20 protein-coding genes are annotated in these 19961 nt (G+C 46.8%); 10 read left to right on the top strand and 10 right to left on the bottom strand.

The window, feature by feature from the left end:
* Positions 1-81: 81 nt before the first annotated feature.
* The 4 genes from Q4526_RS10815 to Q4526_RS10800 all read right to left on the bottom strand — a co-directional run bounded on the left by Q4526_RS10815 (position 82) and on the right by Q4526_RS10800 (position 4207).
* Positions 82-1107 carry a hypothetical protein gene (locus Q4526_RS10815; RefSeq protein WP_215977088.1) on the bottom strand — a complete coding sequence of 342 codons (1026 nt, stop codon included), beginning with the start codon at positions 1105-1107 and terminating at the stop codon, positions 82-84.
* Positions 1108-1242: 135 nt separating this feature from the next.
* Positions 1243-1557: a hypothetical protein gene (locus Q4526_RS10810; protein ID WP_215977087.1), complete on the bottom strand. Its 315-nt coding sequence runs from the start codon at positions 1555-1557 to the stop codon at positions 1243-1245.
* Positions 1558-1638: 81 nt separating this feature from the next.
* Positions 1639-2841, bottom strand: a complete 1203-nt coding sequence (locus Q4526_RS10805; protein WP_215977086.1) for a transposase — start codon at positions 2839-2841, stop codon at positions 1639-1641.
* A 397-nt stretch (positions 2842-3238) separates the two neighbouring features.
* A complete protein-coding gene (locus tag Q4526_RS10800; RefSeq protein WP_215977085.1) occupies positions 3239-4207 on the bottom strand; it encodes an IS1595 family transposase in 969 nt (322 codons plus the stop codon).
* Positions 4208-4278: 71 nt separating this feature from the next.
* Between Q4526_RS10800 and Q4526_RS10795 the strand changes: the two genes are divergently transcribed.
* From Q4526_RS10795 to Q4526_RS10775, 5 genes are all read left to right on the top strand, one after another.
* Positions 4279-4623: a phage integrase N-terminal SAM-like domain-containing protein gene (locus Q4526_RS10795; protein WP_215977084.1), complete on the top strand. Its 345-nt coding sequence runs from the start codon at positions 4279-4281 to the stop codon at positions 4621-4623.
* Positions 4602-5240: an integron integrase gene (locus tag Q4526_RS10790; RefSeq protein WP_303609623.1), complete on the top strand. Its 639-nt coding sequence runs from the start codon at positions 4602-4604 to the stop codon at positions 5238-5240. The genes Q4526_RS10795 and Q4526_RS10790 overlap by 22 nt, the downstream gene beginning before the upstream one ends.
* 504 nt (positions 5241-5744) lie before the next feature.
* The gene (locus tag Q4526_RS10785; protein WP_303609630.1) at positions 5745-6092 is read left to right on the top strand and encodes a helix-turn-helix domain-containing protein; all 348 of its coding nucleotides are present in this window, start codon (positions 5745-5747) and stop codon (positions 6090-6092) included.
* Positions 6093-6449: 357 nt separating this feature from the next.
* A complete protein-coding gene (locus Q4526_RS10780) occupies positions 6450-8918 on the top strand; it encodes a TnsA endonuclease N-terminal domain-containing protein (RefSeq protein ID WP_215977082.1) in 2469 nt (822 codons plus the stop codon).
* A complete protein-coding gene (locus Q4526_RS10775; RefSeq protein ID WP_303609622.1) occupies positions 8911-10020 on the top strand; it encodes an ATP-binding protein in 1110 nt (369 codons plus the stop codon). Before Q4526_RS10780 ends, Q4526_RS10775 begins: the two co-directional genes overlap by 8 nt.
* A gap of 1687 nt (positions 10021-11707) precedes the next feature.
* Here Q4526_RS10775 and Q4526_RS10770 read toward each other — a convergent pair.
* Together Q4526_RS10770 and Q4526_RS10765 are read right to left on the bottom strand one after the other, a co-directional pair.
* Complete coding sequence (locus Q4526_RS10770) at positions 11708-12622, bottom strand: ImmA/IrrE family metallo-endopeptidase (RefSeq protein WP_215977080.1); 915 nt, start codon at positions 12620-12622, stop codon at positions 11708-11710.
* On the bottom strand, positions 12619-12939 hold the full coding sequence (locus Q4526_RS10765; protein ID WP_215977079.1) for a helix-turn-helix domain-containing protein: 321 nt from the start codon (positions 12937-12939) through the stop codon (positions 12619-12621). Before Q4526_RS10765 ends, Q4526_RS10770 begins: the two co-directional genes overlap by 4 nt.
* Positions 12940-13069: 130 nt before the next feature.
* Between Q4526_RS10765 and Q4526_RS10760 the strand changes: the two genes are divergently transcribed.
* Genes Q4526_RS10760 through Q4526_RS10740 form a run of 5 tightly spaced genes read left to right on the top strand, consistent with a single transcriptional unit; the run spans position 13070 to position 17530 of the window.
* Positions 13070-13294 carry a DUF2188 domain-containing protein gene (locus tag Q4526_RS10760; protein ID WP_215977078.1) on the top strand — a complete coding sequence of 75 codons (225 nt, stop codon included), beginning with the start codon at positions 13070-13072 and terminating at the stop codon, positions 13292-13294.
* A gap of 6 nt (positions 13295-13300) precedes the next feature.
* Positions 13301-14302, top strand: coding sequence for a CBASS cGAMP-activated phospholipase (locus Q4526_RS10755; protein ID WP_215977077.1), 1002 nt, complete (start codon positions 13301-13303; stop codon positions 14300-14302).
* On the top strand, positions 14296-15438 hold the full coding sequence (locus Q4526_RS10750) for a cyclic GMP-AMP synthase DncV-like nucleotidyltransferase (RefSeq protein WP_215977076.1): 1143 nt from the start codon (positions 14296-14298) through the stop codon (positions 15436-15438). The genes Q4526_RS10755 and Q4526_RS10750 overlap by 7 nt, the downstream gene beginning before the upstream one ends.
* The gene (locus Q4526_RS10745; RefSeq protein ID WP_215977075.1) at positions 15435-17066 is read left to right on the top strand and encodes a ThiF family adenylyltransferase; all 1632 of its coding nucleotides are present in this window, start codon (positions 15435-15437) and stop codon (positions 17064-17066) included. Before Q4526_RS10750 ends, Q4526_RS10745 begins: the two co-directional genes overlap by 4 nt.
* A complete protein-coding gene (locus Q4526_RS10740) occupies positions 17054-17530 on the top strand; it encodes a Mov34/MPN/PAD-1 family protein (RefSeq protein ID WP_215977074.1) in 477 nt (158 codons plus the stop codon). The genes Q4526_RS10745 and Q4526_RS10740 overlap by 13 nt, the downstream gene beginning before the upstream one ends.
* 354 nt (positions 17531-17884) lie before the next feature.
* Here Q4526_RS10740 and Q4526_RS10735 read toward each other — a convergent pair whose 3' ends face one another.
* The 4 genes from Q4526_RS10735 to Q4526_RS10720 form a co-directional block, all read right to left on the bottom strand.
* Entirely contained in the window at positions 17885-18550 is a 666-nt protein-coding gene (locus tag Q4526_RS10735) for a hypothetical protein (RefSeq protein WP_215977073.1), read from the bottom strand.
* Between the two features lie 2 nt (positions 18551-18552).
* Positions 18553-19023: a hypothetical protein gene (locus Q4526_RS10730; protein ID WP_215977072.1), complete on the bottom strand. Its 471-nt coding sequence runs from the start codon at positions 19021-19023 to the stop codon at positions 18553-18555.
* Positions 19016-19150 (bottom strand): hypothetical protein, encoded by a 135-nt coding sequence (locus Q4526_RS10725; RefSeq protein ID WP_303609621.1) that lies wholly within the window; start codon positions 19148-19150, stop codon positions 19016-19018. The genes Q4526_RS10730 and Q4526_RS10725 overlap by 8 nt, the downstream gene beginning before the upstream one ends.
* A gap of 515 nt (positions 19151-19665) precedes the next feature.
* Positions 19666-19923, bottom strand: a complete 258-nt coding sequence (locus Q4526_RS10720; RefSeq protein WP_215977071.1) for a hypothetical protein — start codon at positions 19921-19923, stop codon at positions 19666-19668.
* Positions 19924-19961 lie beyond the last annotated feature (38 nt).

Raw genomic sequence — 19961 nt, 5'->3', positions numbered from 1 at the left:
GATGATGTTAATGGTGGTAGCTAACGCCTTTCTCACCAGTAAATTAGGAGCGTAGCGCGTAATTTACTGGTGAGAAAGGCGTTAGCTCACGAACCCAAGGGTTTCGCAGAGCGCGTAACTTTTATCATCTGTTGACTTTAGCAATGACAGAAACTTCCTGTCGAGTGTAACCAAGCGTGCATTAGGAATGTGCAGAGAGAACAGCATGAAAAAATCAAAGACATCGTTTTTTTGGAATTTTGCCTTTTGCTTATACATGGTAGTTATTTTTGAAACTAAGTATTCCATAGCTTCGCTTGTCATATTTTCATTCCCTGTCAGCTCATTTCTTACTTGGCCGAGGTAGCTATCAACTACCTCATGGTATTTCTTCTTGGAAAAATAGCTCAATGGGTTTTCGGTGATATTGGCTATTTTTTTCCTTTTCGCGTCTGAGCTAATGCTATTTTTCAATCTCTCGGCACCCTCCTCGCTATTGGAGTCACACGGCAGCAATCCAGTTTTAACCATGTGGAAATTGAATATAATTACATCGATTAGCGACGATAGCCTTACTGCGAACGCATCGAGCGCTGCTGCTTGCTCATTATTTTCGCTATACCCTTTCCTTAGTTCCTGTTGAAAGTACTTCTCAAAGAATTCAAAATTTCTTTCGAGCATTGCTCGAGTGAGGAGTGTTTGTTTTAGCGATAAATCTTGATCTTCAAATTTGTATCCTTCTTCCTTGAGAAATTCAGCTACCCCTACAATTACCGTGATAAGAACGAACCGAAGGAATTCCGCCTCCCTCGAGATCTTTAAAGAAACAACCTGGTCAATTACATCTTGAACGTCACTGAGACTTCCAGCGTTGAAGATAGCTTTTATTATTTCGTTAGATAGCGGCGCGTGCCCAACACTTAGCAGCGTATATTCTTCGTTAACAATAGGACGCAAACAAGCTTTTAGTGAATGTAGGTCTCCGCGAAATTTTGAAATCGTCTCAATTAACGTTGCCGTAGTAGTAGCCAATTGATAACTTAGAATACTACTAGCGTCTACTTTAGGGTTCGGGGATATCTGAACCAATGAATATAGAATATTAGTATCTATAACTACGTAAGACATTCGGCGACCTTTCCTATGAGCTAACGCAGAGTGCAGCGGTAGTTTGTGGAGTGGCGTTTTTTGCTAGCGTAGCGATCAGCAAAAAAAGAGCCACGGAACAAACTATCCGACTGACACGTATTGTTATGCGTGACCTTACTGACCATTTGCAATTGCCTGTTTTATTATGGGAGCAACTGACTCTGGTGTAATGCCACGCTCTTTACAGTAATTAGTTTGCAACCAAACAGAAAGCTTCTTTTGCCCCTTGCTTGCGTTGCAGCCGCGACAACATAGGCAGATATTTTCCCTGTTGATTATAGAGGCATCGTTAATAACGTGCTCCCAGCTTGCAGAACCTTTGACTGATTCCTTATAGGACAGAAACAAGTTACCACAATATACGCAGGCTTTGTCTCGCTCGTGAACTTCCTTTTCTAGCTCTGCTGGAATATTCCAATTATTTGCCATAGTTTACTTTGATGCATTTACGCATAAACGCTTAGATAAGCATCGCAGTCGGAACCAAAAAAAATGAATCATGCGACTCATTTAGGACGTATCTAACGACCTGCCTCCGACTGGGATGTCTTCATCGTCTTGTTGTATAAACCCCGCACCCAAGGTCGGGTTCGCGTTCTTATTTATGGAAATTGCTTTTGACGCCTGATTTTTCCAAAAACTGTGCGTCCGCCTAGCGGGGGCTCCGCATATAGAACAAGAAAGTACCACATCTGTACTGAGGGGGCTATATCGTTTTTTGGGCGCGCAGTTTAGGCATCTATAGGCCTGTAAGCGGCGGCGCTTCGTCGCTGGCGCATACAAACCATAATACCGGAACGTGTGCAGCCCTACCTGCGGTACGTGCTCGAGTAAGCGACGGGCGAATTCATCGAGGGGCAGGCGCAAGTCTTTTTTGCGCTTGTCCCGGTGATCAAGGTAACGAAAGCGTATTTCATGATCATTGCGAAAAAGTATTTGCTTTGGGTTCATGGGGCCACCTTTTAGATAGCGGCTCAGGTAGAGCATGACGCCTTTACCATGTTCATAACGCTTTTCAATACGTACAGACCATTCCTTCTTCCATAGGGCAGACCAATGCTGGCGTATCTTCTGCCAGGATTGGTCGGGAGGACAAATCAATTCATCCGACTCTATCGCTTGCATAATCCGTTTTTGCACCATAGCTCGGTATCGGCTCTTCACGACTTTAATAGGCAGTAGAAACTGCTCTACTTCTTTCCATTGATCGGAGCCCTTTAAGCCCCCGGCGGACACTAAACAATGCACATGTGGATGGAGATTCATTTGTCGCCCCCACGTATGCAGTGCCGTCATAATGCCAGGGGTCACGCCATGGTATTTTGAATCTTCCATGAGCATTAACGTATCGCGGCTGGCCGAGAACAACAGGTCAGTAAAAAATCGCTCGTTGTATCGCCACAGCGATAAGTACTCGTGCGGTAGCGTAAAAATAACGTGGAAATGTGCACAGGGGAACAACCGGTGCTTTTGATTTTCAATCCACTCCACACGCTTTTTCTGAGCGCACAAGAAACAACTTCGATGTCGGCAGGAGTGATTGAGTTCGATCGGCTTGTGCAGAGACGCGCATTGAAAGAAGCTGCTTCCCATGGCCTTTGTTCGGCACTGTGAAATTGCGTCGATAGCTTTCAGATTTTTAAGCGGTTGCGGTCTCGACAACAATTCATCGTACTGTGATTGAAAAATTTCCTGTAAAGCTCGTTCGGACATTCCGTGTCCTCTTTTTTGGGGTTAAGGGTTACCACCCCCGCGCAGCGGGTTTGTACAACAGTGTATTAGACGGAATTCCGATTATACAACACAACATCCCGCCAGTTTTTCGTCCATTTATCGTCAGAAATCATATCAAATTCAAGGAGTTAGCACATATTTTTCTACAGGCTATCACTGTAAAAACGAAGCCATCGTGTTTAACGAGACCGCAACGAGGTCTTCTATGCACTCAACGAATTAAAAAATATACATACATTTCAGAGGGTTAGAATTGGGAGCCTGGGAAAACAAAGACCACTAAACTTGTTACTCATAGTACCCTACACTTGAATTTGTTCAATTTCCCATTAAAACTGTATATACATAAGGGGTATCCACTTAGCTCCACCAACTACTATATGTTGTGTTTGCTAATTTTAATCCCTTGGTACGTTATTGGAGCAGTAATGACTGACTGCTCCAATAATCTATAAAACAATAGGCCGCGAGATTTGGAGGCGCGTCGGTTAAATCGAAATGAAAACTCATCAAGATAATAATCCAGATGCTCACTGTTTACCGAGCCCTGAAATGTACCCAGTAACCAGCGCTTCAACAATGATGCCACTCTATGCACTCCGGGCATAGTGATATGCGCGGGGTCCTTGGCTCCAAGATGAACGATTTTCTCGCGAATATACCCTAAATCCGGCAAGGCATGATAAATAGGAGAGCCGTCGGTTTGGATGATGGTGCCTTTCTCAACTTCCTCTTGGATAAAAGACAGGGCATTTTCTTTTGACGCTCTCGAAATTCGTCGTAATCGAATCCTACCAAACCCTTTGGGCGCAAGTACCTCAACAGCAATAATAACTGTAACTTTTTTTGCGGTGTACTGTACGGAGCTTCTTTTGCCGGTCTCCGGCCCCCCAAGAAAGGTTTCATCGACTTCCACAACGCCGCCTAACTTATCACGAAGGGGGTTGACCATGGCTCTTCTTAATTTATGCAACATAGACCAGGCGGTTTGGTAGCTACCCAAGCCTAGCGCGCTCTTCAACCCGAGCGCACTAACTCCATTTTTTTGATTAGTGATATACCATGCCGCGGCAAACCAATCTCTCAGAGGAATACGTGTTTTCTCAAAAATCGTACCCACGGTAACCGTACATTGATAGCGACATGAGCGACACATCAGGCGCTTACGGCTCAACTGATAAGGGTCGCCCTTTGCCTCACACTTGGGGCAAGTAAACTCTTCTGGCCATCGCATTTTCAACAAATAGTTAACGCAGCTTATTTCATCGTGAAACCAGCCGCAAAATTGGCTCCAAGATTGGGGGTAATCTTGACCGGCTGTAAGCGATTTAGATGGAATAGTCATATGCTACATGTTGACAGAGGTGGAGCTAAGTGGATACCCCTTATATACATACAGTATAATGGGAGTTGCCTGTGAAACCCTCACCCTTCATTGAGCGGGTCCGAACTGAGCTTCGTACTCGCCACTACAGCTTACGCACAGAAAAGACCTATCTTTACTGGATTCGTCACTTCATCTTGTTTAATGATAAACGACACCCCGAGGTGTTGGGGAACGCAGAAATAGAAAGGTTTCTGAGCTACCTCGCGGTTAATCGCAAAGTTAGTGCTGCGACTCAGAATCAAGCGCTCTGTGCGATTGTCTTTTTATACAGATACATAATTGAGCGAGAAATTGAAGACTTGCAGTACGGTTTCGCCAAACGCCCAAAAATGTCCCAACGGTACTGGCTCCCGTGGAAATATCCGCCATATTAGAACAACTCAGAGGAGAGTATTGGTTTATTACAGCATTACTCTATGGTTGTGGTTTCCGTATTCATGAAACGCTGTCCTTACGTGTAAAAGACGTTGATCTTCATAACCGATCTATCTACATCTTCAGAGGGAAAGGAGCGAAGGACCGATATACGTTGCTACCAGAGGCACTTATCTCCCCTATTCAACAACAGATCGCACAGGCACAACTAACGCACCAAACCGATCTAGCTGAAGGATATGGATCTACCTCGATTGCTCCGGCCCTGCACCGAAAATACGGTAAGTCGTTAACTGATTTTGCCTGGCAATACTTGTTTCCCTCTACGACTCGCTGCCAACATCCCTATGATGGTTATATTTGCCGGCATCATCTACACGGAACAGCCTTTGCCAAAAACTTACGCAAAGCCGTTAAAGCCAGTGGAGTCCATAAACGAGTCACCGCGCATACTTTTCGGCATTCATTCGCGACAAACTTACTGCTTAACGGTAGCGATATCCGCACAGTACAAGAATTGCTCGGACATTCTGACTTGAGGACCACGGAAATATACACTCACGTCATTGGCCAGCGTCGTGCTGGCGCTCGTAGCCCTGTCGATAGCCTATTCTAAACATTCACGTGCTTGTTCAAACTTATTTTGCATTGTTCAAACTCATGCGCGGATTTACAGCACGGAACAAATAAAATGAGTGGAAATATTAAGTTTCAGTTAGAAGTAGGAGCTTGCTGTTTTCATTCAACGAAGTCTTGGGCCAACCATACAATTCTCCTCTCAGGTTAACTAGCACTAACTATGCTAAGGCATGAGCAAAAAATGGTCAACTTTTAAATGCTTTAGCCTTCCTCCTCCTTGTTTTTTCAGCAAAATATGAACAGGAAAAATATCTGCTCGTCGGCAATAAAGTCGTGTTAGAAACTTGAATTGTTAATTACGTATCTAATTGAAATTAAGAAAGTTTTTGTACATTGAAAGGCTTTTAAGGTAAGCAATATCAATTTTAGGATCATTATATGATCATAAAAAAATCCTTTAAAATCAGTGGGTTGTTGATTTTTTGTGCGTTTTTTGTCATCATGTGAAGGTTAAAGAAAAAACAGCAGTGGGTGACCTGTGATGACCCCGTTTGGGCAACAGTTGAAGCGGTATCTAGTTGAACGGCGGTTTAGTCAGCGATATTTAGCAGAAAGAATTGGAATAGATGCCGGCTACATTTCCCGTGTTATGCATGGTGGTAAAGCACCTCCTAGCAGGTCGGTTATTGATGCTATCGCTGTCGAGTTGAGGTTGTCAGAGCAAGAATCTCAAGCGCTGTATACCGCAGCAGGTATTTCACACCGTAAAGTCATTATACCTATGCATGCACAATCGAAAGAGTACGAGCTGATGCATTGGTTGGCGGGTCGTTTAGGCCGAATTAATGATGAGCAATTGACCCGAATCAGGTCAATAATCGGAAAGTAACCGTGAGGAAATTAATCATGTAGATACAAAAAAGCCGAAACAATTCCTTGCTCCGGCCTTTAGGGAAGGGAATACCTTCGTGGTTGTAGGTTCAGTATCCCTTTCCTAAAGAGTCCTGTCAAGCTACCCATACTCGAATTTTCGTTCGAAGCCTAAACTCGTCCAATCGACGAGCGCCAAGCCTCGAGCAGAGGGATACCTATGTTCACTATTTCACAGTTTAAACTCTACCTCCGTACTCGAGTCATACCGCGTTTAGGCATCGCATATATAAGTCGGGTGATCAATTCCAACGCGCCAAGTCGCCTCCCGAATGGCCGCTATCTAAGCGTCCACGACACAATAGCTTCACGAAAGATGAAATGGACTCAGAACTCAGAATCTAGAGCGGCAGAACTACCGTTTCTACTATGGTGCGAGTTTAGCTCGACCGTCATCGCCTACTATGACCAACCTGAGGCGATCAAGATCAGCTATAGAAATAAACATGGAAAAAAGGTCACACATCTTGAGACCCCAGACTTTCTCGTTGTACGAAAGGATGGAGTGCATCTGGTGGAATGTAAAAAGGTCTCGTTTCTAGAGAAAGCCGTTGTAGATAATCCCAACAGGTTTATAAAAACTGCCCAAGGTTATGCGTCTCCACCAGCCGTCGCTGCGGCGAACGAGCTCGGTCTAAAACACGTGATCTCTACAGATCGTGATTTCACACCTGTGTTCACAAGAAACTGCATATTTCTACTCAACTTTATAGACGATCTTAAAATTCATGATGAAATCATTTCAGAGAAAGTAGTCCAAGCCATCAGAAGGTCAGGAAATCGGCTCAGGCTAAATGACATCAATGATGCCTTTCCACAACCCGCTGTGATTCAGGCGCTGTTTCACTCTCAGATTTTTGTAGACCTCAATGCCCAACTATTATGTCAACCGGAATTCGTCTGGGTATATTACGACAGGACATATATGGATGCTGTAAACCGCCTTACTAAAGAGGAGCAACTAGTAGCTGCAGTCAGCATAAGACAACTAAAAGATTCACCTTCAGTTTGGTGGCAGGGAGCGGAATGGGAGGTCTTGAACGTTAATGACTATCCGAACGTTTCGTTAACCATAAGGGGAGAATCACGGTTAGTTACATTAACGGACGATGATCTAACCCAAGCATTTAGCCTGCAAGAGATTTACGTTAAAGATTCACGATACCTGGAAAGTCTTAGAGCAGAGAATATCTTATGCTCATACAAAGCTCATCAAATTGATGAAGCGCTAACACGCCAAGCCATACTGAAAAGACCACCTGAACAACAAGCGCCCGTTAGTGCCCGAACTCTAAATCGATGGAAAAAAAGCGCCAAGCTATCGTCTGACCCACTTATAGGATTAATTTCAAAAAAAGATCAGCGCGGAAATAGAGAGTCTCGCTTAATTCCAGAGGTCCTGGACCTAATAAATCAGCATATAGAGAAAACACTTCTTCAACCCTCACCTCCGTCCACTTACAAAGTATATGGGGATTTCAAGGCGGACTGTGACAAGCTCGGACTTACAGCTTGCTCTCTTAATGCTTTCTATAAACGTGTAAATAAAATTGATGTCAAATACCGCATTCTTAAACAACAGGGGTTCAGAGCATCATACGCCCTCGGACCAGAGCCACGAGAGATCGATCTCAACTGGGACCTCCCTTACCACGGCGACTTCATATTCGAGGTGGTGCACGTGGACCATACGCCAGTCGAAATGACACTAGTATCGAAAATCACCGGAGAGCCGCTAGAAGGAACTCTCAACCTAAGTACGTTGTACGACGGCCACAGCCGGAAGATTCTAGCCGTCTATATATCGTTCGAGAAGCCATCATATCGAGCAACCATGATGCTTTTGAGAGAGTGTTATCGACGGTATAGCAGGCTACCCCTATTTTTAGTTGCAGATCACGGCCCAGACTTCAAAAGTAATTATTTCGACGCCACGATTAGTGACCTTGGTATGCATAAACGCCGTAGACCTAAATGTGCGAGTAGACACGGATCAATCATAGAGCGGGTTTTTGGTACCACCGAGTCAGAGCTGATCCATTGCCTGAAAGGCAATAAACAGCTTCAAAAGCTTGGGAGAGGACAAAGCACATCACACCACTCCTCGAAACGGGCATCTTGGACACCAGATACTTTCAATACAGCACTAAAAGACTACGCGTACCTTCGGCATCCACATATTGCGCGACGAGGTATAAGTGAAACAGCACAATCTCGGTGGGACCGATCATTATCCACATTTGACGAGTGCCCCGGCACCAAAATCAAGTCAGAAGTCGCATTTATACTAGCTACACTTCCCAACGCCCACAGCAAAGATGGCTGCCGAACGCTTACCAATAATCAACTCCACTTTAACAATGTCGACTACCTTCTCTCTGTAAAGGTGCCTGGGTACTCGGGCAAGAAATGTAGGATTCCGGTGAAATTTGACCCTTACGATATTTCATATATATGGGGGAAAATCGAAAATCGGTGGGTAAAGCTCACTACAAACGATGTCATAGTCAGAGAGTGCCACGACAAAGGAGTTCAGTTAGCCCATATGGAAGTCTATTCACGAAAACTTCGTCATGGTCGGCGCTATAGGCAAGGTCCCAAGACTTCAGTAACGCTCCATCACCATGAGGCCGAGGCCGAGCATAACCAATTTAATATTGGTCAATCACTCACCACCACGACTGATCGGCACGAAGATGCCTACTTCTCTCCAGAGACCATTGATTTCGACTCACTCGAATTGCTTCCTTCAACCCGCCTATCTAAAGGTGAACATGATGAATGAAGAGTTGCTTGCCTTGATGGAGAATGGTGTAGCTATCGAGCACCATCACTTCCGCGACGTGCTGTCTAAGGTACTCCGGAAAATACAACACGGGCGTCATGACGAGATAACCAGTGTGCTAGGTCCTACCGGTGTTGGAAAGACCACACTAATCAATTTTTTAACGGATAAGCTACAAGACAAGCAATCAAATGGATGGAGAGATCACCTGCACCCCCCCATAGTAGTTGAAGCCCCAGCACAGACCGAAAATTCGTTTCCATGGAGGGAGTTTCTCGCCGACCTTCTCGTTGAACTTGGCGAAGACGAGGTCGACTCGAAAGTAGACTTAGACCACATACATCAAGGCATGAAAATTGGACGAGATACGCGGTCTGGCCCCAAGATAGGGATCGCTAAGTTGCAGGACTTGTTAAGAAAGCGAGTGAAAGCCCTGCGCCCTATTGCCATCTTAGTGGACGAATCCCAAAACATCGTCGAGGGCTTACCTGACAAAACTAGAAAAGCTAATGTCAATCGCCTGAAGACATGGGCCAACACAATGGATACCCGCTTGCTATTTTTTGGCACTCATGAGGCACGACACCTTGAAGATATCAATGAACAATTAACCCGCCGTATTAGCCCCATCTACTTCCCGCGATATCGGTGCGATGACGATGACGAACGCAGGGAGTTTGCGACGTTCTATGCATCACTAGTGAGGCACCTAGGTATCCCTATAGACCCAAAAATCAATGATGATTTTGGCTTTCTTATTAATCACTCCCTGGGTTGCCCTGGGATACTGGCTTCATGGCTGCAAGAATCTATCGCTTATTGCATCGATATGAACCAGAAAAAAATCACTCCAACGATACTCCGAAAAACACGCTTTTCCCTCAGTCGCTTAAGAACAATCGAGCAAGCAATCAAAGATTTCGAAGTCTACCATGATTCGAATTTCGGAGACTTCAATCCCTTCTTAGTAGTGGGTATGGGCGGTCAAGAGTCGATGGATTACACACCTAGTAGCGCGAAGAAAGTTACTAAGCAGCGTAATAATCTGAAGCCCGGCACCCAAAAACCCAAACGGCATCAAGTCCATGATACTCAAAATTAAAGAATTGGTAACACTTAAATGCCAGGACATTAAGCCTTTAAAGGCTCAATATCCTTACTTTCTACCACTTATGCCACTTGGGTACCGCGCGGGTGATATCGAAAGTATGAGTTCCTACCTATGCCGCCAGTCTGAGCAGCAGATGGAGCTCACTCACCCATTCAGCCGGCGTCTATTAAGCAGGTATGTACTTCCAGAGAACCTCCCTCGTTGTCTGAAGTTTCCAGCTACTGGACTGAAGGCATGTAACGGATTCGGTGTCATGTCCAGGCGGTTTATTGATGCAATCAATACAGCAGCAGTGGGTATCTTTGACGCAAAATATTTGACTTACACCCCATTTCAACCACTCAACGATCCTTCTGCTCGCGGTTTGCAACGCCAGCATCTAGCATGGTGTAGCGACTGCTGGAGAGAAGATGTGGCACAGGAGTCGACGCCTTACGTGCGACTGTACTGGCTTTGCCAGCAGACGAAAATTTGCGTACACCACAGCAGCCGCTTATCCGAGTTTTGCCCCGCTTGCGGCGAAATTCAACATCAATTTTCAGCGTTTCCTAGGCAATGGGTGTGCGATAGATGTGGTCATAACCTACACGAATACGATTTCGAGCACATAGCTGAAAATTACACCAACGAAGAAGCTTGGGCCTCAAATAGTATTTACAGATTAATCGAGCGAATAAACCAAACACAGACAGAACCACGACCTGACTCTGTAAAACGCACTATTGACCGACTATTGTTGACGCTAAAAATATCATCTGTCGAGTTTGCCGACCATCTTAACGTAGCCCCCAAAATGATCAACAATATCGTATCAGGCAAACGAAGGCCGTACTTCCCCGCATTTATGGATCTTTGCTATCGGCTTGATATTCCACCAGACCACTTTGTTTTCGACGAAGATATCCTCACAGAGAAGGAACTCTGGAAAAAAAACGACAAACCCGTTTTTGGTGCCTCCTCCAACCTCACTGATCAACAAAAAAGGAGAATCTCCCTCGCTCTTAAGAGCGCACTCCAGTCACAACCGAACCCTCCTATACGGGTCTCTCATTTCGCGCGAAAGCATGAGATTTCGTACTCTGCACTTTTTTTCAATTTCAGCAATGAATATAGTGAGTTAAGGAGACGGTGGCTGAAATGGCAACGAGAAAATAGAAGGCTTCACAGTACGGAAAGACTGAAATATATTACCGAAGCTGTTTTCTCTATGGCTCGAAATGGAATATACCCAAGCGACAGAAAGTTAAGAGATCTAGGGTACGTTATTCCAAGCGATTTAAGGCGACGAGACGTCATTCTCCTACTAAGGGCTCTACAAGCGATATACTCGAACCTTAAGAGCTGACTAATAAAACGTGTTTTCTTCGCATATTCGGTGGAGCATCAAGACCACCCCACTAAAGTTTGGAAAGAATATCAGAAGGAATCGCTTCGTAAATCTTTATGACTAACTCGGGAATTTGATAATTGATTGAGACAACTGGTCAGATCATAAAAACGAACAAGCCACTAAGGCAGAGTAGGTTTAATGAAGCCCTAAAAGCTGACCTTATTTCACATTCTCGATAATGAAAGCTAGCATACACCTTCTTTCTAAGCCATTTCGTTAAAGTTTTTCGAAAGCGTGTGAGTTCAAAAAATCTACAATTCTATATAATATCTCTTTTTTAGATCAGATTTACTCCTGCCCAAAATCTCGCGATATTTTTGTTACAATGTCTTCCAACAACTGATCCGCATTTTCTACTCCACTTTCATTATTATGCCCATTAGAGCTCTCAAGAATTAGTACTGTCAGTGTTTTCTCATGCTCTGTCGAATAAATGCTAAACTCTGCTGCCTCGGCATCCGGAAACCAAATGCCTGTACTGTGTATCACTCCACTCCTAGCTTGCGAAGTATAGCCAGCTTTAAACGCCAGAGACCCTGCGGGTATTTCAATGCACTCCTTCCGAGTAGCATAGTATCTTCCAGACCGGAGAGCTCGACTGTTTGATTTGGACCAGTGCATAAAACCATCTTCAGAAAGAATGGCAATTACTTCATTTTTGGAAAATTCCAGCCACTTTAAAACTACCGCAGTTAGGGAGGCGTCATAGCGGCATGCACAATGCTGCATCAAATCGAAGGAAAATGGCTCGCCATCGACCTGGGTGCGAAAGTCGTGGTTAGGCATTAGCAAGTTTGCGGCAAATATATTTGCCTCCGTCTCGATATTTGGAAAGTCCTTGTTTTCATCCAGCATGTCGCTTTCGCCACACTCGAAACGGCTCATAGAGATTTGGTTTCGGTGAACAAAGTAATGGCCAAGCTCATGGGCTAAAGTAAAGTTGGTTCGCCCTTTGTGCGCTATGTCTTGGTTGTAAAAGATTGCCCATTCATCTTTATGAGGATGCCGGGCCAACATCCCATCAATCTTTCCCATGCTGCCCGCTTGAACAGTCGTAATTGGGTCGGCGTTGAACGAGGGAGTGAGTTCAAGCGCGACTTTTTTTACATCAACGGGATATCGTGCAGAGGCGTTCAGGCCAAGATCGAGAAGTCTTGTGATTCGATTTGCTTCCTTAATAGGGCGCCTGCTTTCTTCGTTCATCTTTTGCTCCATGCATCGATCATGTCCATAATCTTGTCTCTATCACCTTTTTCAAGCTTGCCTATCTTGCGATAGAAGACCTCCTTTTCTTGATTTTCTGAAATTTCAACTTGCTCATTATCTATCAAAAAATCAGTTGTGACATTCAAAGCTTTGGCAATAAGCGCAAGCTTTTCAGCCGAAGGCCGTTTAACGCCTTTGTTCTCTATTTCCCAGATATAGCTTTTACCTGAACCAATTTGTTCAGCCAGTTGTTCAAGAGTGAGTCCTTCATTTTTTCTTAACGTCTTGATTTTATTGCCCAAAATATTGGTCATGATGATTCATCTACCAGCTTGAAATCAAAAGTTCATTATAGACATACATTTCGTGCTTGAAAAGTGATACGTGTGGCGCTATGCTAGTTCTGTAAATTGAACTTTTTGTACTAGTTTGAGGTGATTTAGTATGTCAGGTAAAAATCAACACGTAGTTCCCCACAATGACCGATGGGCTATTAAAGGCGCTGGTAACCAGCGGGCAACCTCCGTGCACGATACACAACAACAGGCCATCGATGCAGGTAGGGAGATCGCGCGAAAGCATCAATCCGAGCTGGTCATCCATCGGCCAGATGGTCGCATCCGCGACAAGGACAGCCACGGCAATGATCCATTCCCACCGAAAGGCTGATAGGATATGAGTAGCATCCCAACCTACCATGTACTTGCGCTATCAGGCGGCGGCTACCGTGGTTTGTATACGGCGACGGTTCTGACCGAACTTGAGGCAGCGCTAGGGCGTCCCATAGCGTCGCATTTTGATCTGATCTGCGGTACATCGGCAGGAGGGATGCTGGCTCTAGGGTTGGCTGCTGAAATTCCCGCCATTGAACTCAAGGCACTATTTGAACAGCAGGGCAGCCGCATATTCGGTAGCCGTAGCCTACTGCGACGGCTTCTGGGGTTTTGGTTGACCGCCAAGCACAGCTCAATGGGATTGCAAGAAGTTCTTAGTGAGCGCTTCCAAAAAACTGCTATCGGCGAACTGAAGCACCGTGTTCTCGTGCCAGCTGTCAACTACTCGACGGGGAGGGGGCAGTTTTTCAAGACGCCTCACCACCCCTCTTTTGAGTTAGATCACCGCATGAAAATCGTCGATGTAGCATTGGCAACCGCCGCCGCACCCGTATACTTTCCCTTGGCACGCAACGACCGCGGCGTCTTTGCTGACGGAGGGCTTGTAGGTAACGCCCCCGGCTTGTTTGGATTGCACGAAGTGAACACTTTTCTGGCGCCGGATCAGAATGCGGAGATTCGAGTCCTCGCCATCGGAACGATGACTATTGGTGCTACTGTTCGTGGTGGGGCCAGTCTTGATCGCGGCTTCGGTAAGTGGCGCGGCGGGCTTTTCGATCTAGTGATCTCTGCTCAAGAATCGTCCGTGGACTACATGCTGCGGCAGTCATTGGGACACAATTACTTCCAAATTGACGACCAGGCAACTCCCGACCAGAGTAAGGACGTAAAGTCACTGGATCGGGTGTCGATTGGTGCCACGAACACGCTCAAGGATCGAGGTGTCCACGCGGCGCAGCGTGCCCTTGGCGATCCACTGTTTCAACCTTTTAGAGCGCATCGGGCCGGCGCCCCCACCTTCTATCACGGCCCAAACAAGAACGCATCGGAGGCCGCATGCTGAATTTGAGTGCACTTTTCTTCACCACCGTTGATGACGAATCCTGCATGCATGACGAGCTGGATCTGACGCCCGAGCAGCGCGCCTGGATTGCCAGCGTACGCACGGAAGTCAGGGATTGCCTGCGCACTGGTATCCCTCGTGTGCTGAGGGCAAACGGGTATACGGACTCGGTGCCGCAACCGCGATTCTTCACACAAGGATCGTGGGCTTACAAAACTCTGAATTCGCCGGCACAACGCCCGCAACAAGCAGATATCGACGATGGTTGCTATTTGCCACTGAGTTTCGTGACTCAGACGGAACGCCCTAGCGTAGCCGCGACAGTGTTCTTTGCTGCGGCGGAAGAAGCCTTGAAAATGCTGATCAAGGAAAGGCAGTGGAAGCTCGTAACTGAGAAACCGACGTGCATTCGCCTCGAAATTGCCACGTATGCCCATATTGATATCCCTCTATATGCTATTCCCGATGAGGAGTTTGATACACTCGCCAAAGCTTCGATGCAGCGATATGGATACGATTCACTGACGGAAGCGGTGAACATGGCTGAGCGAGATGCTTGGACGGCCTTGCCTGTAGGCAAAGTTCTACTGGCTCACCGTGAATGCGACTGGAAATCATCGGACCCTAGGCCAGTGAAGGACTGGTTCCTGGGGGAGGTGGAAGCCAACGGAGAGCAATTCCGCCGCATTGTTCGGTACTTAAAGGCGTTCCGCGATTGGAGGTGGGCCAGCGGTGGGCCTGCGTCGATCCTCTTGATGGCCGCCTCGGCACCGCTCTTTGAGAAGCGCGATCGGCGTGATGACCTTGCGCTACTGGATGTCGTCGCGGGATTGCCGTTCCGGTTGCGTGCAGGGGTAGATAATCCAACAGATGAGGCCGAGTCACTCACGAAGCGGCTCGGTAGCGCGGGTGTTGAAGAAGCGGCAAAGGCGTTTGAAGAGTTCGAGAAGACGCTTCGTGCTGCCACTGATGCGGGCAGCCCCTCACAGGCTTGCATTTGGATGCAAGGCGAATTTGGCACGCGCTTTCCGTATGAGCCGAGTCGAGTGAAGGTGGTATCCGTAGCCGCCACCATTACAGCCGCTCCTGCGGAGGCTGGCCCGAGCGAACTTGTCGGGCGAACGAAGGCTGGATGAGAAACGTCGCTGCGGTTGAAGACGTGATGCAAGCCTTCCAGCAGAGAGGCTTCGAGTTTGTTAGCAAGACGAATGATGGCTGGTTCAGGCTGCATGGGCTGTTGACCCCACCCCAAGCGGACAAGGGCTGTCCATGCGAAGTTCAGCTAGACCCTACGTTTTTCGACTTGCCGCGCATCCGGCTGCTCGAAATCCCTTCCGAGCTACCTTCAACGGTCCCTCATCTTGATGCGAATGGTGGACTTTGTTATCTCGCCAAAGGAACGGTTGTTCTGGACATCTACGATCCTGTTGGACAGTCGCTGGCATGCTTGCAGCACGCCGCCGTCGTGCTAGGTCAAATTTTGAAGGGAGAAATGGTTGAAGATCTTGCGGAAGAGTTTTTCGCCTACTGGGATGGTTGGCTTTGCTTTGTAGACATACAGGACGAAGACTTGGGGCGACAGAACTGCATCATCGCGCAGGCCAATGGGAATTCTTTGTGTTTCATCACCGACAACGAAGATCGAACAACGAAGAAGCTGACATCGCTCGACTACCAAGTCACGGATCAGACAGTGCTCACTTACCGGATTAAAACCAGCGCTCAACCTCGCCCACTGACCAGCCATTGGCCCCCTGAAACGGTTGGGCATATCTTGGAGTGGCAGAGTGCACTTGACCCTCAGTGTCGACGCAAGATCCATGAGCGCATCAAGGAAGGTTTAAAGAAGAAGGCCAACGGTGTTCTGATCATTATCGAATCTCCGTTGATGACATACGGCTTTGCCGTTCTCTATGATCGCCAGTGTTCAGCCCGAAAGTTCAAGTCCGTCGGTCGGAGGGATTTGAGCTTAACGCTAAAGGCAACGCCTGTATCGGTGTTTAGAATCGATGATCGGTATCTGGCGCAACGAAATATACCGAAGTCAAAGACCCTTGCTGGTAAGAACCTGGCTATTGTTGGGTGCGGTACGATCGGAGGATATCTGTCGGATATGCTGGTCAAAGCCGGGGCGGGGACGGGTGGCGGGAAACTCACGCTAGTGGACTTCGATCACCTTCTCCCCCAGAACATCGGACGTCATCGTCTGGGATTCCCGGATCTGCTGTCTAACAAGGCCGAAGCCATGGCGGATGAGCTCAAACGGTTGGCTCCTGGTGCCAACATTCGTGCGCTCCCTGTGGATGTCAGGCAAGCCCAGCTGGGGGACTTGGATTTGCTTATAGACGCGACCGGGGAAGAGTCACTGGGGCATTGGCTGTGCAACCACTATCCGCTTCCGACGCCCATGCTCTCAGTCTGGATCGAGGGACCAGGAACGGCTGTCCGTGCCCTCTTGAAGACAAATGAATCTGGCGCCTGCTTCCGATGCCTTTGGCATCGCAATAGAAGAGGTGAACTCCACTCCACAATTGACCCTGTTCCCACCGTCATGGCGGGGCATGGTTGCGAGGGTTTATACGTACCATTTCCAGCTTCAGTGTCTGTATATGCTGCAAGTCTGGGGACTGAAATGGTTCTTGATTGGATCAATGAGAACTATTCCCCTTTGTTGCGAACCAGGCTTATCGACCGAGACCAGCAGCTTGCAACACCCGATTGCGACCCGCTTCGAGACCAGGATTGTCCTGTATGCAATTCGTGAGTTCCTGGGCCACAAACGACAGAAGGTCGCTATTGCATTTCTCGGATTCCTGTCTAGAGATATTTGAGCAGCATGCTCAATGGCGAGAGGACGACTGCGAAGCTGGAGGGCTCCTATTGGGATCGGTTCATGGAGCTCATATGCACATAGAGCAAGCAACAGCACCTACAACCTGGGACAGGCGATTTCGTTACCTGTTCGAGCGTATGCCGTTTGGCCACGAATCTATTGCTTTGGCTCGAGGGACATTAAGTGAAGGCACTGTTCGTTATTTGGGCGAGTGGCATACACATCCTGAAGACCATCCTCGCCCTTCTCGTCTCGATAGATCCGAATGGAATCGCTTGGCTGCAAAGCGTCGTGATGGGCGCCTTATGCTGGCTGTCATCGTCGGGCGAAAGTCCCTTCACGTCGAAATGGTACCGAGTTCGGGGCGAGGCTCCACGCTTATCCCTGTAGAATAATAATCTGTAAAATCAATGAGCACCCCGGATTGCTTGTCGAGCCGCAATAACCCGACTTTGATATTTGACGTCTCCGGCCACTGCGAACCCTACCTACTAAGCGAGCGCGATGACACTGGGGGGGCTGTTTTCCTTCACGCTATTACGACGTTTGCTTAGCACAATTTTCTGGCTGCTATTGTTACACCTTCGAAGGGTTTAGCAACAACTTTAGCTGCGCAATGAAATTCATCAACTTATGCTATTCACATCATCGAAACTAATTTAAGGAATACCTGTGCGCCCAATTAGCTAGGCGTCACCCTCTTGATTTTGCGCCATATACAATATACATACTTATGTGGTTAGCGAGATTTACGTTAGAAACTTTTTTTGATAAAGCTTCTGTGCCGCGCCAAAAGTATCTATACCACGGCACTCCCGTTGAATCAAAATAAGATCTGCAAATCCTTGTGTGGGAGAGTTGGTGAGATAATGTCCATGCAGCCGCGTCCCAGCTTCAATTAACTTTAGTTCTGCCGCGCCGGTTGTGAGTTTTCGTTCATTAGGCTTTCGAATGTAGAATTCATACATGTATCGCAAGTGGGTAGTAGAATGTTGATCATCAACAGACAATGATTCGACCAAGGTTTGACTATCCTGGTGCTCTGTATATGAGAGGAGAGAGTACCCTACGTATGTTTGTTTTATTACGAATGCTATGGGAATTGCTGTGGCGGCACTCCCATCGCTAGCACCGTAGTTGGTATCAAGGTGCCCGAACCAGACCCCATGGATAACGGGACGGCCAGCACAGCGTGCAAGCCACTCCGTTGTCCACGGTCGCCGAAACGCCCAGACAGAAACCACAATGGCCCAACTAACACTAGAGCCCAAACCTAACATTAGAGCTTGAACACCATCGGCCCCGAAGCCGAAGTGCCGCACTAGTCCAACAAGTCCCCCGATAACAATAGTCGTGAGAGATACGAAGAGCAGAGCATTCTTGAACTCACCGGTAGATAGGGCGATGTTTGCCATCTCTAAACCTCATCAGCGATATCTATGCCGCCGCAAAATAAGTGGACTTGGCCTCCCTGTGACACAAGGCCGACATATGTAATACCTGAAAGAAGTGATGCCAACATAGCGGACATCAATCGAGCACCGGAGCCGTGTATGCGCTGAGCAGCGTCGTCTGGAATAGGCGGGGCGATGAACTGCGATACATGTGTTACTCGCCATGACCACATATCGATGAAGTGAAAACCATCATGGTAAGGACTACGTTTAGATGAAACCGAAATCAGTGCTGACGCAATATCACAGCCACCGCATTTAGCTACTTTCAGGTTTTCCCTCCCAGTACCCATTTGCAGGTGGGGGAGCTTAGCTAAATCGCTGTAAAAAACGACGCCCGTACCAGAAAAATCGCTACATCGGTTGCTGGCGATCGACCTGAGTAAGTCTTTTGCTTGATCAACACCCTGAGATAGGTCCACATCGTTACTCAAGAAAACCTCCATCGACCACTTTCAGCTCGTTGGAGACCTGCTCCAGCAGCATGTCAGCCTGCGTCTCACCGCCCCCACAGTAAACCAATGCAAGCAATATTATCGGATGTATTTCATCAGTTCTCATAACTTGTCTAACTTGCGGAAGCTAAGGTATTTGGGGCGCGCTCTAGAGCACTTAACTAGATCGATTGGGTACATCAGAGAAAGCTTCATGCTTCAAACCACACGACTTTCCATATTTTGGCATATGCTCTTGCTAATTGTGTTCTTAGTTACTATTAGCTTGCTTTCAAAAATTCGAAAGAAAGCCTATTAAACCCTAATAACTTTTTATTTTCAATAACTTACCAGCGGACAGCAATTGGGTTCTTCCAGAAAGAAAGGTGACAACATATGGGTAAACATCATAGAGAATAGGCAAATAACTACTTCGAAACATGAATATTAACGATAAAACTGGACAATTTATTGTTGAAAGCGCATGACATTAATTGGGTGAATCGACATTTTCAAGGGCTTTTTTTATGCCTGAATTTCTACCCCACCCTGTACCCCACCATTGAAATAGCTGTTTAAAGTTCCAATTTCTGGTTAAAGATCAATCACTTACAGAACTTAGATAGCTGACAATAACACACTTCAGATGCTTGCCAAGCGGCCATAATACCCGCCTGCTGCACTTGCCTCCCATAAGCCTAACATCCACTCAAATACTACCTTCAAAGCCCTGAAGGCCAATACAGCCAGCACTATGATGATCAAGCCTTTTAGTAGCCAACTGAAGAAATACACCAACATCAGCAAACTGATTAGAGCTAATAGGCATAGGGCCAACCTTTTCAGGTTTAACTTTGACAGCATGATCAAAAAGTATTCGATAGGTGAGATGATTTTCATAACGGTTCCTCGCAGTAAATGACAGGCACGATTAGCCC

The sequence above is a fragment of the Gilvimarinus sp. 2_MG-2023 genome, from assembly GCF_030547685.1.
GTDB lineage: Bacteria > Pseudomonadota > Gammaproteobacteria > Pseudomonadales > Cellvibrionaceae > Gilvimarinus.
The sequence above is the reverse complement of the archived record's forward strand: the minus strand, read 5'-3'. Positions and strand labels throughout refer to the sequence as shown.

Excerpts from the sequence above, each read along its gene's own strand:
- Q4526_RS10760 (WP_215977078.1), top strand. The coding sequence starts at position 13,070 with ATGTCAGGTAAAAATCAACACGTAGTTCCCCACAATGACCGATGGGCT.
- Q4526_RS10745 (WP_215977075.1), top strand. The coding sequence starts at position 15,435 with ATGAGAAACGTCGCTGCGGTTGAAGACGTGATGCAAGCCTTCCAGCAG.
- Q4526_RS10755 (WP_215977077.1), top strand. The coding sequence starts at position 13,301 with ATGAGTAGCATCCCAACCTACCATGTACTTGCGCTATCAGGCGGCGGC.
- Q4526_RS10750 (WP_215977076.1), top strand. The coding sequence starts at position 14,296 with ATGCTGAATTTGAGTGCACTTTTCTTCACCACCGTTGATGACGAATCC.
- Q4526_RS10740 (WP_215977074.1), top strand. The coding sequence starts at position 17,054 with ATGCAATTCGTGAGTTCCTGGGCCACAAACGACAGAAGGTCGCTATTG.
- Q4526_RS10810 (WP_215977087.1), bottom strand. The coding sequence starts at position 1,557 with ATGGCAAATAATTGGAATATTCCAGCAGAGCTAGAAAAGGAAGTTCAC.
- Q4526_RS10765 (WP_215977079.1), bottom strand. The coding sequence starts at position 12,939 with ATGACCAATATTTTGGGCAATAAAATCAAGACGTTAAGAAAAAATGAA.
- Q4526_RS10785 (WP_303609630.1), top strand. The coding sequence starts at position 5,745 with ATGACCCCGTTTGGGCAACAGTTGAAGCGGTATCTAGTTGAACGGCGG.
- Q4526_RS10815 (WP_215977088.1), bottom strand. The coding sequence starts at position 1,107 with ATGTCTTACGTAGTTATAGATACTAATATTCTATATTCATTGGTTCAG.
- Q4526_RS10805 (WP_215977086.1), bottom strand. The coding sequence starts at position 2,841 with ATGTCCGAACGAGCTTTACAGGAAATTTTTCAATCACAGTACGATGAA.
- Q4526_RS10770 (WP_215977080.1), bottom strand. The coding sequence starts at position 12,622 with ATGAACGAAGAAAGCAGGCGCCCTATTAAGGAAGCAAATCGAATCACA.
- Q4526_RS10725 (WP_303609621.1), bottom strand. The coding sequence starts at position 19,150 with ATGAGAACTGATGAAATACATCCGATAATATTGCTTGCATTGGTTTAC.
- Q4526_RS10735 (WP_215977073.1), bottom strand. The coding sequence starts at position 18,550 with ATGGCAAACATCGCCCTATCTACCGGTGAGTTCAAGAATGCTCTGCTC.
- Q4526_RS10720 (WP_215977071.1), bottom strand. The coding sequence starts at position 19,923 with ATGAAAATCATCTCACCTATCGAATACTTTTTGATCATGCTGTCAAAG.
- Q4526_RS10775 (WP_303609622.1), top strand. The coding sequence starts at position 8,911 with ATGAATGAAGAGTTGCTTGCCTTGATGGAGAATGGTGTAGCTATCGAG.
- Q4526_RS10800 (WP_215977085.1), bottom strand. The coding sequence starts at position 4,207 with ATGACTATTCCATCTAAATCGCTTACAGCCGGTCAAGATTACCCCCAA.
- Q4526_RS10780 (WP_215977082.1), top strand. The coding sequence starts at position 6,450 with ATGAAATGGACTCAGAACTCAGAATCTAGAGCGGCAGAACTACCGTTT.